At 60.1% G+C, this 11,084-nt stretch carries 11 protein-coding genes and 3 pseudogenes; 4 read left to right on the forward strand and 10 right to left on the reverse strand.

Annotated features, from left to right (window positions below):
- From AB4Z51_RS42950 to AB4Z51_RS42960, 3 genes and pseudogenes are all read right to left on the reverse strand, one after another.
- A partial coding sequence (locus AB4Z51_RS42950; RefSeq protein WP_441499593.1) for an IS3 family transposase occupies positions 1 to 206 on the reverse strand: 206 nt, incomplete at its 3' end.
- Positions 206 to 550 carry a transposase gene (locus AB4Z51_RS42955; RefSeq protein ID WP_135217191.1) on the reverse strand — a complete coding sequence of 115 codons (345 nt, stop codon included), beginning with the start codon at positions 548 to 550 and terminating at the stop codon, positions 206 to 208. The genes AB4Z51_RS42950 and AB4Z51_RS42955, both read right to left, overlap by 1 nt.
- Before the next feature lie 65 nt (positions 551 to 615).
- Positions 616 to 1,864, reverse strand: a pseudogene (locus tag AB4Z51_RS42960) (ArgE/DapE family deacylase); the annotation flags it as partial.
- Positions 1,865 to 2,123: 259 nt separating this feature from the next.
- Here AB4Z51_RS42960 and AB4Z51_RS42965 point away from each other — a divergent pair.
- The 4 genes from AB4Z51_RS42965 (at position 2,124) to AB4Z51_RS42980 (ending at position 4,234) form a co-directional block, all read left to right on the forward strand.
- Positions 2,124 to 2,678 (forward strand): fasciclin domain-containing protein, encoded by a 555-nt coding sequence (locus AB4Z51_RS42965; RefSeq protein WP_135217192.1) that lies wholly within the window; start codon positions 2,124 to 2,126, stop codon positions 2,676 to 2,678.
- Positions 2,679 to 3,103: 425 nt separating this feature from the next.
- Positions 3,104 to 3,346: a pyridoxamine 5'-phosphate oxidase family protein gene (locus tag AB4Z51_RS42970; RefSeq protein WP_135217193.1), complete on the forward strand. Its 243-nt coding sequence runs from the start codon at positions 3,104 to 3,106 to the stop codon at positions 3,344 to 3,346.
- 60 nt (positions 3,347 to 3,406) lie between these two features.
- A complete protein-coding gene (locus AB4Z51_RS42975) occupies positions 3,407 to 3,700 on the forward strand; it encodes a hypothetical protein (RefSeq protein ID WP_135217194.1) in 294 nt (97 codons plus the stop codon).
- Between the two features lie 102 nt (positions 3,701 to 3,802).
- Entirely contained in the window at positions 3,803 to 4,234 is a 432-nt protein-coding gene (locus AB4Z51_RS42980; RefSeq protein WP_135217195.1) for a TspO/MBR family protein, read from the forward strand.
- Here AB4Z51_RS42980 and AB4Z51_RS42985 read toward each other — a convergent pair.
- From AB4Z51_RS42985 to AB4Z51_RS43015, 7 genes and pseudogenes are all read right to left on the reverse strand, one after another.
- Positions 4,235 to 5,766, reverse strand: a pseudogene (locus AB4Z51_RS42985) (cryptochrome/photolyase family protein).
- A gap of 57 nt (positions 5,767 to 5,823) precedes the next feature.
- Positions 5,824 to 6,471, reverse strand: a complete 648-nt coding sequence (locus tag AB4Z51_RS42990) for a ChrR family anti-sigma-E factor (protein WP_441499594.1) — start codon at positions 6,469 to 6,471, stop codon at positions 5,824 to 5,826.
- Complete coding sequence (locus tag AB4Z51_RS42995; protein WP_135217199.1) at positions 6,468 to 7,010, reverse strand: sigma-70 family RNA polymerase sigma factor; 543 nt, start codon at positions 7,008 to 7,010, stop codon at positions 6,468 to 6,470. Before AB4Z51_RS42995 ends, AB4Z51_RS42990 begins: the two co-directional genes overlap by 4 nt.
- 159 nt (positions 7,011 to 7,169) lie before the next feature.
- Positions 7,170 to 7,571: a DUF6321 domain-containing protein gene (locus tag AB4Z51_RS43000; RefSeq protein WP_441499595.1), complete on the reverse strand. Its 402-nt coding sequence runs from the start codon at positions 7,569 to 7,571 to the stop codon at positions 7,170 to 7,172.
- A gap of 10 nt (positions 7,572 to 7,581) precedes the next feature.
- Positions 7,582 to 7,917, reverse strand: coding sequence for a DUF2177 family protein (locus AB4Z51_RS43005; protein WP_167768343.1), 336 nt, complete (start codon positions 7,915 to 7,917; stop codon positions 7,582 to 7,584).
- A gap of 629 nt (positions 7,918 to 8,546) precedes the next feature.
- Positions 8,547 to 9,308, reverse strand: coding sequence for an IS3 family transposase (locus AB4Z51_RS43010; RefSeq protein ID WP_441499596.1), 762 nt, complete (start codon positions 9,306 to 9,308; stop codon positions 8,547 to 8,549).
- Positions 9,308 to 10,863 (reverse strand): annotated as a pseudogene (locus tag AB4Z51_RS43015) (ISL3 family transposase). The gene AB4Z51_RS43010 and the pseudogene AB4Z51_RS43015 overlap by 1 nt, the downstream one beginning before the upstream one ends.
- Positions 10,864 to 11,084 lie beyond the last annotated feature (221 nt).

Genomic DNA, 11,084 nt, shown 5'->3' on the forward strand with positions numbered 1-11,084 from the left:
AATCTCGGCTGAAGGTCATGCTCACGCATCAGGCGGCGGATCTTCTTGTGATTAACGATCAGGCCCTGCTGGCGAAGCGCAGCCTGGACGCGACGCCAGCCATAGTGCTCGAACTCGTCGCAGATAGTGGCGATCGCCTCAACGATCGCRGTATCATCGGCCGCCTTCTCAGAGCGGTCATASTAAGTCGAGCGCGCAATCCCCATCAGCCGACATCCTTCCGTGACGGAGAGGCCGCGGGGCCGGTGATCGCGGATGTAGGCTCGCTTCTCCTCCGCGGTCGTGCATGCAGAGCCCCCTTTAGAAACTCGAGCACCAGGGCCTGTTTGCCGACCAGCCTCTCGAGGGCGGCAATTCGCGCCTCATAATCCTGGAGAAGATCGGCCGCCGCCAAATCTTCATCGAGAGCGCCCGCCTGAAACTTCTCGACCCAGATCAGATTGCGGGAGATGTCATGCCGCTTCGCGAGGGCATGCAGTGTCTCGCCGCTCAGATACTCCTGGGAAACCTGCTGCTTGAACTCGACGCTATGCGTTCGGTGCTTCGCCATGGGCCTTCATCCTCTGAAAGCCCGGCTGCCGGGTCAATTGCTGAAAGCCATTCCGTCTGCTCCGAGGGGCCCACTCCAGATGGGGGGCAAAGTGCGGCGCTTATTTGCATCGTAATTCGCTTGAGCGAAGACAGACTCACGCGTTCGTCGAATCCATCAATGTTTTGGGAATAAGGGCCGTAACATAGCGCAGGGGTCTCGTCGTAAAGCGAATAGGCCCGCGTATCGAGGTATCCGGCGGTCATGAAGGTCTGCGGAGTCTTGCCAGTGGCCACGCGATGGGCAACGGCCAAGACCGCCTCGGCCTCGGTGCCGGGCTCCAGGACGTAGCCTTCCGTATGAAATCCATGAAAAGTTACGGTAGGTGGGATATTCGACAGAAACGCGTCTGTGGCGCGAACTTTCCAATGCGCTACCGAATCTCGCGAGAGGCGTCGGCGGCCGACCACCCCGGATAGATCCGGCACCAGGCTAGCACGGACGATTCCCAGTCCCCGCCTTCGATCTTGCCGATGTTCAGGTTGATCAGGTGATCCTCGGTCTCGAAATGCGGGCGCCCGGCTTTCTTCGCATTCCACTCCGTCTCGAGCCTTCGCAGCTCGCCGATCACGCGATAGGCGGCATCTATCGCGTTTGCTCCGTTCCCATTTCTCTCACATGGACGGGTATGCCCTGAACCTTCACTTGAAACCAGATGACGCCCACGTTCGCGCGTACCAGCTTCTCATCTCGGGCTCCGGGATGAACGGCCTCGGCCCGATACCCTCTCAGATGGGTCATCAGGGCGCCATTGCCCGTGGATTCTTCTTCGACAACCGATTGCACATAAACCGTGGCGGCCGGCTGCAGTCCGATTCTCCGCAGCGCGTCGAGCGCGTAGAGATTTGCTGCRTGCCCTGCCTTCATGTCGGCGCCTCCGCGGCCATACAGCCAATCGCCATCGATTACCGGTTCAAAGGGGGGATGGGTCCACAAGGTGTCGGGGCCGGGCGGGACCACTTCCACATGGACCTGCAGAGACAGCGATCGTCCTTTCTCCTCGCGCGGCCTATGCGTTCCGACAACGATGGGCGCCCGGGAATGCGCGGGAGAAAAGGGTGATCCGCCGGGGTGCCGTTCGATCGCTTCCTGTCTGGAAGCGCTCCATGGAATAGCCGCGCTTGCGCAGCTCGCTGAACACGCGGTCCTGGACCACGAACTCGTCGCCACGCACCGAACAGTATCTGATCAGGTCCCGAGTGTAAGCACCTGCTCAGCAAAACCGTTCTCGACCGATGCCATGGTCGAACGTTGAAGCGCCCCGTCCAATGCCATTTCCAGCTCGACCATTCTAAAGTCTCTTTACCTGACGGGAGCGTATACGAAGTTGAGGCGAGGATCTCTAATACATGCCAAGCTCCCGGCGCTAGTTTTCTTAGGTGCGAAGCGGCCCGAACGTTCGACATCTCAGATTGGATCACCGGCCGCTTCGCGGCGCTTCGCCGCAATATATCTGCAAACCATTTCCGGGCCGGCGTCGTATTCATACTGCCGACGGAAGTTCCTCATCGGAGCCGGGCACACAGGAGACGACATGAACAATCGCATTTTGAGCTTGATCGCAGCATCTGGCTTCGGCCTCATGGCCACCGCCGCTCTCGCCGAGAACCCGATGGTCGGTGGGGCCGCGATGTATCCCCACAAGGACATCGTGGATAATGCCGTTAATTCCAAGGATCACACGACCCTGGTTGCCGCCGTGAAGGCGGCAGGTCTTGTTGACACATTAAAGGGCAAGGGCCCATTCACGGTGTTTGCGCCCACGAACGCGGCATTCGAGAAGCTACCTGCGGGCACGGTCGATACACTGCTGAAGCCGGAGAACAAGGGAAAGCTTGCGACGATCCTGAAGTGCCACGTCGTGGCGGCGGAGGCCATGTCAGGCGCCATCGACAAGATGATCAAGGATGACAAGGGCGCGCATCCGGTGAAGACGGTTGGCGGCTGCATGCTGACCGCCAAGTTGAATGGAAACAAGATCACGCTGACCGACGAGAAGAACGACGTCGCCACGGTCTCGATTGCGGACGTAAAGCAATCCAACGGCGTGATCCATGTGATCGACACCGTCATGCTGCCGAAGAGTTGAGTGCGACGTCGCCTCTAGACCGCAGTGAATGCTAGTCGGGAGAGACGTCAGTTCTGCTGCCTCTCCCGACGAGAGAACCTGCTGGGGGGAATATGGCTCTGTGCGACCCAGCCGGTGGTGTGCGTTGTTCAAGGGGTCTTCAATGCCTGCAGCCGCTTGCGGAAAGCCAGCACCATGACCTCGTCCGGCGTTAGCTTCGCGTACTAGCGTTTGAGTCTACGGGCGATCTTCGCGTCGATCATCCTGACGAGGTCTCCCGACATGTAGGCTGTCAGGATTTCGGGGGGCACGTAGCTCTTCCGGCAGATCGCGGGCGTGTTACGCCTAGAATCTCCGGAATCGACCGTTCCCATGACCCGTTGTCGTCCACATACTTGAAGAGTTCGTGGCCGGGGATCTCGGCGCATCGTCTCACGATCGCAGCAATGCGCTTATCCCTCCACCTGCTCAGCGGATCGGTGTACATCGCCGTCGAAGGGACGGCAAAATTGGTCCGCGACAAGGCCGCTTTTGAAAAGCATTGGACGCCGGATCTCGACGAATGGTTCGAGGAGGGCACCGATACTCCGGGCCTGGTGCTACTCGAAGTAAAGGCCAGCCGGATCAAGGTTTGGGAAAGGAACAAGGAGAGGGAGTTGATCCTGCAGCGGTTGCCGGCCGCAAAGTGATCCAACGCGGCTTCGGCCGCGTTTTTATGCGTATTGACGGACGGACGCGGCGGTTACCCGATGATCGAAAACAACATCATACGGTTTCCCCGGCCGGATGACGATCTTGCCTCTGAAACGCGGATGGCGCAGGTCGCCCGGCTCGCCGAAGACGTCGCCGAACAGATGGATACGGGCGGAGCGCCGATGGACATCCTCGGGCTGCTCGGTCGCATCGAGCAGGCCTCGGCAGCGCTGTGGGAAATCGGGCAACTCACGACCTCAGGGGCGGAGCGGCTGAAGTTCCATGAACTGTGCGTTAACGTGCAAGTCATGATCAGTCGCATCCGTGCGACGCTTGAGCGAACGGCGTAGAATTTGGGCAAAGCGAAGATGATTAGATTTAAAGCAGAGGGGACCCTCGTCCGATCGGACAAAAGAGTCGGATCCGGGAAGCCGAGCTACGTCAGCTTAGCGATGTTCGTTATCGCCGTGGTCGGTGCAGGTTTCGCGATCGGAATGCTGAATCCTCCAGGGCAATGGTACGCCGCCTTGAGCAAGCCATCTTTCAACCCGCCCAATTATATCTTTGGACCCGTCTGGTCGGTGATTTACCTGCTGATCGCTGTCGCCGGCTGGAGAGTGTGGGCAGCGCAAGGCGAGGCGATTGGAAAGTTCAACTGGAGCGCTCAGATGGTTTTAAATTTCGCCTGGTCGCCGATCTTTTTCACCATCCACTCGACCAAAGGTGCGCTGATCGTCATAGTGGCTATGCTGCTGACCATCCTGGCCTTCATCGCGTACCAATGGTCTCGCGATCGCTTGTCGGCGCTGCTGTTTGCGCCCTATGCGCTCTGGGTTTCGTTTGCGACTATTTTGAACGCCAGCATAGTCATTCTCAACGCCTAACTAGGGCGGGCTCGAGGCGAGCGCGTCTGCGCGTCGCCGGATTGCCCGGAGCTCGTCGGTGTCCTTCCGGGCCAGGTTGAGGTAATGATTTCTCGTGCGGCCGTTCGAAGCGAACCGCTTGCGGTGCTTGGCGAGGAAATTCCAGTAGAGCGTGGTGAACGGGCAGGCATCGTCGCCCACGGCCGTCTTGGGATCGAACCGGCACTTTTTGCAATGGTCGCTCGTCCGATTGATGTAGGCGCCGGACGCAGCATAGGGCTTCGTGCCCATCACGCCGCCATCCCCATATTGGCTCATGCCAAGCGTGTTGGGCAGCGACACCCAGGCGATCGCATCCCAGAACATGGACATGTGCCAACGGTGCACTTCGTAAGGAGCGACGCCTAGAAGCAGCGCGAAAAGCCCGAGCACCATCAGGCGCTCGATATGATGGGCGTAGGCATGGTTGATGGTGTGCGCAATGGCGTCCGCGAGACAGCGCATGTCGGTCTCGCCCGTCCAGTAAAACCGGGGCATCCGGAGATGCGCGTCCAAGCATTTTCATCGGCATAGTGGGGCATTCGCTGCCAATAGATGCCGCGTACGTATTCCCTCCACCCGAGGATCTGGCGAACGAAACCCTCGATCGCGTGCAGCGGAGCCGCTCGATTCGCGTGCGCTGCCCTGATTACCTCGTCCGGCGTCAGCATATGCAGATTGACCGGGCCGGTAAGGCGCGAGCGGTAGAGAAAGGGCTCTCCATTACGCATCGCATCCTGATAGGTGCCGACCAGCGGCAGCCTGTTAGATACGAAATCCTCGAACTGTTCGAGAGCCTGGGCACGCGACACGGGAAGGTCGATGGTGTCGAGCTTGCCCGGGCTGCTGGCGAAGCGTCGCGCAACGACGTCGCGCACTTCCGTGGCTATTGGGTCCATCTGGCAGGCAGGCACCGACGGAATGACCGGCGCATTTCTCCCAAGCGGCTTCCTGTTCTGCTCGTCGCAGTTCCATGCAGAGACGATCGGCTTGCCGGCCTTGTCCATCAGAATTCCGGTCTTCTTGCGCATGAAGCGATAGAAGGTCTCGAGAATGTATCGTGGGTGATCCCGGGTGAAAGCGGCGAATTCGTCCCGCGAGCAGAGGAAATGCCGATCGGTCCTCTTCTCAGGCGGCTGGGGAAGACGTCTCAGCTTCTCAGCGACGCGCCAGTCTCCCGGCTCGAGGACGATGGTGCGTTCGGGTTTCAGCAGCTTCTGAGCGCGCTCGATTTCGGTTTCGAAACTGCCTGTATTGGCGGGATCGTCGATGCCGACATAGTGCACGCGTCGCCCACGCCCGATCATAGCCTCCCTGAAGTGTCGCATCGAGGCGAAGAAGTAGGCGACGCGAACCTTGTGTTGAGTGATGTAGGCCGCTTCTTCCATCACCTCCATCTGCAGGATCACGTCGACTTCAGGATCGAAGCCGTCGAAGGCTGCGGAGTCGCCGTCGAGTTGGTCGCCCAAGACCAGGACGAGGTTTCGTGTCTTCAGCTGCGTCGACTTCGCCATCCGAATACGTTGGCCCTCGTTTCTACACGCGGCGCTGCACCTTACTTTGCAGGTCGATCAGAGCCTGATGAAAGGCGATACAAGGCGCCCGAGCCACCCATTGCCTTTCAGGCTGCCGGACATCGCCACGAAGCAAAGGCAAGGCTCCTCGATGCCCACGACAGGCTGGTGGTTCACGTCTCCGTCGCCGTAGTCGAAGTCGCCGGGCCCGAAATGACCGCCTTCGTGCGCGAAGCTGCCTTTCAGGACGCAGGTCAACTCTGTCCCGGAATGCGTGTGATCGAGCATCTTGGCGCCGGGAGCGGACCAGAGCAGGAAGGCGCGCGACCGGTCGGCACCCAACAGGATGATCGGCTGCATCTTCACGCCCGGAGCCACGCGGCGCTGTTTGCCGAAACGGCATCGGCGGAGAACGTCGGGCAGATCGTCCTCCGCCGGCGTCGCGGTTGCACCAGTTGCGGCAGGCGAAGGCGCGAGCTTCGCATCGATCTTGGCGAGGACATTCGAAAATGCGTCTTCGCGCATGGGAGCTGGGGGAGCTTGGTCGATAGCCGTGCCACCGATCCGCTCCAAGGCCCCAAGCAGCCGGCGGCAGCTCGGGCATTGAGCTGCATGGACCGCCATGGCAAGTCGATCCGCTTCCTCGWGCGAACCGGAGGCAAAGCCGGCGATGAGATGCTCCGGGGGATGATGCTTGATAGTCATTTCGGTTCGTCCAGTAGTTCTCTCAACCTGTTCATGGCCAATCTAATGCGCGACTTGACGGTACCAAGCGGGATGCCCAGCGAGGTGGCGATCTCACCGTGCGCTTTCTCTTCAATAAACGACAAACGGACCACGGTGGATTGCTCCTCCGATAGACGAGCAAGCGCTGCCGCAATGAGCGCAGCGTCCTCGTTCCGAGCATGTATCTGCTCGGGGGAGTCCGCGGTATCCACCTCGTAAGTCGCTTCGGCCGAGAGGGCCCGCTCCTGACGAACGGAACGCCTGGCGGCGTCGATGCGCTGATTGCGCGCGATCGTGAATATCCATGCCGCAACGCCCGCGGTAGCCGGATCGAACTGACCTGCCTTTCGCCACACGGCCACGAAAGTGCTCTGAGCGATGTCTTCCGCCGTTTCGGGATCGCTTCCGGTCTTGACGAGGAAACCCTTCACGCGAGGAGCGAAATGCTCGAACAGGCGGGCGAATGCGTCGCGATCGCCTTCGTTCGCGACGCGTTTGATCAAATAGGCCCAATCCACCGTCGCCTTCAGCCTTTCACCTGTGAGTCGATGCTGCCTGGTCGGAAAGGGGTGCGCCTCGAACGGTTCCCTTCGGATCAGCCGTGCAGCTTGAGCGTTCACGTTGTTATGCCTGTGCGTGCGGTACGTCAAAAGGAACGACGCCGCAGTCGACATGGATCACCGTACGATCCGAAAATATGCATTTTCAGCCGGGTCAATGGGTGGGGGCGGATCCGCTACCGCTTCTGTTTGGCCTCTTTTAGCTTCCGATATCGCTCTAGAAGGCGCCTGCCTTTGGCCGGGACCGTCTTGGGCACGGGCTCCCCCCACGCGTGGGCCGACAACGCGTGCCGGGTCGGCTTGCCGTTTTTGTCCACCCAGGGGAGGCATTTTCTTTCGACCGTGGAAGCGTACTGCCCAGCTGCCCTTCCAACACATTTCCGCAAGCGTCATTGACGTGGCGGACTTCTTGAAGCCCGGCTTCAACCGCGACCCGTTCCGCTTGGCGAGTTTGCGCCAGCCAGCGGCTGTGAGACCGCCCTTTAAATCCTTTGCCGATTTACGTGTTGCCTCCGCCATGATGCGCTCCTCAGACTGTCAGCAGATGCCGAGCCGCCGAATATCCGCAGTAGGGGCTGCCGCCACCCAACAATCCGCCCCAGACGATGTCGACCACGGAGAGCGTCGTGATCCAATTCCGGAGGATCGCCTGATTGGCAAGGTCATAGGTTGCATAGGTGAAGAAGCCAAACAGCAAGCCAAGCATCACGGCCCTGCTGGCGGAAGCCGCGGCGTGCGCGGGTAACACCGCGAATGCGATCAGTCCCAGCGGATAAAGCAAGTCGAACACAATCGCGGGCCAGAGGTTTGGTTCGCTTCGCGCGATGTCGCCGATCGTCGCGAGATGCCCATCGGTTTGAGCCAAATCGCGTCGGTGAGAGCGAATGGAACAGCAACGGCCAGATAGAGAGCGGTGTAAGACATGCTAACTCGCTGTGTGTGTCCCTGTCAGAACGATTGATGTGGTCTTTTGGATCACTGGGCCAGACCCGGAGCCCTCTGATGATTCCGTCCCATGCAAGCGCTTTAGACGGAACCTGCCTTGGGCGGCCACGGTGCGCCCAATTTCGGAAAACACGCCGTTGCGCATCATCCGGATCATCGCCTCGTCGAGCCCGCTCACGAGTTTTGCTTTTCTGGCYGATCCAGTCGACGGAAAACTATTCGGTTACAAGACTGTGCACCTCACGGAACAGAGGGTACGGTGCGGCTGTCAGCCCGCATTCTCGCGACTGTTCGCTATGGCTGCGTCTTATCGCTTATTGTCACTCTGGATTAAGCGGTGATGGTCAGAGGCTCGACGCCGCACCACTCAGCAATGAACAGTGCCATCGTCGTCGTAATGTTATTCGGCGTACGGTTTGACCTCCGATCGGCGCCGAAGGTTGACCCCGCCCAACACGGCCCAATTCCTTGAACCATCACCGGATTGCTCATCTCGTGTGGGGTCAATGTTGGAAGCCKAWTGGAGTGGGCCCCTCGGAGCAGACGGGGTCAGGCTGCTGGTTTGACCGTTCGCCGGGTGTGTTGATCCTCGAATTGCACAGGACTGAGATAACCGAGTGCCGAGTGAAGCCGTCGACGGTTGTAAACCTCCTCAAGGAAGCGCGGAAGGTTTTCGGCAACGTCGATGAAGGTTTCGAATGCCATCGGATAAACGGCTTCGACCTTGAGTGTCTTCATGAAGCTCTCCGCCGTGGCGTTGTCGTATGGGTTGCCGCGCCGGCCCATGGAGCCGATCAAGCCGTGGGCGGCAAGATGATCGCGATAGGCAGCCGCAGCGTATTGTGATCCACGATCGGAATGATGCACGCAGCCGGGAGGTGGTTTGCGGCCTTCGATCGCGGCGGCCAGGGCCGCGAGCRTCAGCCGGGCGTCGATCGAGCGGCTGATGGCGTATCCGACCACYCGCCGTGACCAGGCATCCAAGATGACGGCGACATAGACAAAGCCGCCGGCGATGGCGACATATGTGATATCGGCCACCCAGAGTTGGTCGGKACCGGTGGGAGTGATGTCGGTGGCGAGATTCGGGAAGGTCGGCTGACCGTGATCGCTGTCTGTTGTCACCATGAAGCGGCGACGTAATCTCGGCTGAAGGTCATGCTCACGCATCAGGCGGCGGATCTTCTTGTGATTAACGATCAGGCCCTGCTGGCGAAGCGCAGCCTGGACGCGACGCCAGCCATAGTGCTCGAACTCGTCGCAGATAGTGGCGATCGCCTCAACGATCGCCAGTTTTGGTGCAGCTCCGATTACTCTGCGCCGATTAGTCTGGCTTGGAGCAGATCGATTTTCCCGCGGCCGTACATTTGGCGTTTGACGAGCTTGAGGCGGTGATCTGCCCCTCGGTCTGTCCGTTGGACCAAGGCAAGGTGATCGCCGCCCGAACCGCCGCTTCATCATTCGTAACGCCGCGGGCGAATGAGGCAACGAGACTGGCACGAGCCCGCTCGATCCAAGGTGATAGCTCGGCGGCAGCTCTGCGCCGGATCATCAAGTGGAATTCGGCGATGATCTCGCGTGCCTCGACCAGGGTCGGTACGCGAGCTTCGATCGCCGCGACCGTGACCGTCTCTGCCTTCGAGAGCGTATCCCGTCCGACCGTCATAAGACGAGCGATCGTTCTTGCCGACGGGATGCGGTGAAGGTTTTCGACATCGGCCTTTTCGGCCCGCCGTCTGCGTGTTGCCCATTCTGCGACGACACGAAGTGAGCCTCGGAAGCCGCGCGCCCCTAGGCGCCGCCAAAGCTCAGCGCCATTTCGGCAGCCTTCGGCCCACTGATCGTCGAGCCATGGCAGGTGCTGATCGAGCGAACTCTGCCGGGTCCGGAAGACGTCATGGAGTTCGCCACGGATCACCTGTCGAACCAGCTTTCTGCTATGGCCAGTCTGGCGCACGATCTGCTTGATCGGTGTTCCGCTTTTCGACAGGGTCAAGATAGTCGCATTGGTCTCTTCGCGGCGAAGATATCCTTCATACTGCAGGCGCTCGGCCGCGGTCAGCAGTTTGGAATCAATTGTTGTCGCTCCGATTGCGCCGCGAATCTGGCGCATCGATTTGCGGACGGCATCGAGGAAGGCCCGACTGGCGTTCTCCATTAGATGCCATCGATCCGCGACCTGTACCGCGTGCGGCAAGGCCTTTGCTGCGGCTTCGCCATACCCTCCGCCACGATCGCGGGCGACGATCGCGATCGTGGGATGCGCAGCGAGCCTGGCTTGGGCGGTCGCAGGCTCCCGATCCGGCAGCAGGGTGACGGCTCGGCGCCGTTCCAGGTTGCAGATGATGCTGGCGTATCGGTGATTGCGCCGCCAGGCCCAATCATCAATGCCGATAACCCTCAGCGGGTCAGCCGACGGACGGCTACGGCGTCGGATCACGCGCAGAAGCGTATCCTTGCTTACCGGCAGCATTAGCCGTCTTGCGAAGCCAGCTGCAGGTCGTCCGCCAAGCGCCAGGCCGAGGTGGTGCACGATCGAGTCAAGCCTCGCCGTGCGTCGCGCTGATGGAGCCAGTACCCCTTCGGCGAAGCGCTCAGTAAAGATCTGGCGCCCGCATAAGACTGCGTTACAACGGAAGCGACGAGCAATCACCAGAAGCTGTACGATCCGTCCCGAAAGGGGAAGATCGGTCACACGTCGCCGGTACCGGCTATGGACGCGTCGGGAAACCGTTCCACAAGATGGGCATAGACCAACGCTTCCCGTCGCCCGGACCGCAATAACGGCCTTATCACCTTCGAAATACGCACTCTCTACAACAAACCCACTCGGCACCAGACTGGGGCGCTGGCGTGCCTGCTGCATGGCGCTGATTCTCCCCCAATCAAAACGCCAGACATCTCCCAAACTGCATCAAAAGGGAGTCAGAGCCCAAAATTGACCCCCTATAGGTTGGCCTGTTGCGCTGCCTGCTTTGGAATGAAGCAGGTGGTCGAGGATGCTGATCGTGGAGACGATTGCGCGGATTCGGCGCGAGCACTTCATCAAGGGCAAGACGATCAAGGAGATTGCCCGTGACCTGAAGG

The sequence above is a fragment of the Bradyrhizobium sp. 2TAF36 genome (assembly GCF_052114925.1).
Classification (GTDB): domain Bacteria; phylum Pseudomonadota; class Alphaproteobacteria; order Rhizobiales; family Xanthobacteraceae; genus Bradyrhizobium; species Bradyrhizobium barranii.

Bases quoted from the DNA above. Each gene is read 5' to 3' on its own strand.
- AB4Z51_RS42955 (WP_135217191.1), bottom strand. From the start codon at position 550: ATGGCGAAGCACCGAACGCATAGCGTCGAGTTCAAGCAGCAGGTTTCC.
- AB4Z51_RS42980 (WP_135217195.1), top strand. From the start codon at position 3,803: ATGTTCGTTATCGCCGTGGTCGGTGCAGGTTTCGCGATCGGAATGCTG.
- AB4Z51_RS42965 (WP_135217192.1), top strand. From the start codon at position 2,124: ATGAACAATCGCATTTTGAGCTTGATCGCAGCATCTGGCTTCGGCCTC.
- AB4Z51_RS42975 (WP_135217194.1), top strand. From the start codon at position 3,407: ATGATCGAAAACAACATCATACGGTTTCCCCGGCCGGATGACGATCTT.
- AB4Z51_RS43000 (WP_441499595.1), bottom strand. From the start codon at position 7,571: ATGGCGGAGGCAACACGTAAATCGGCAAAGGATTTAAAGGGCGGTCTC.
- AB4Z51_RS42970 (WP_135217193.1), top strand. From the start codon at position 3,104: ATGCGCTTATCCCTCCACCTGCTCAGCGGATCGGTGTACATCGCCGTC.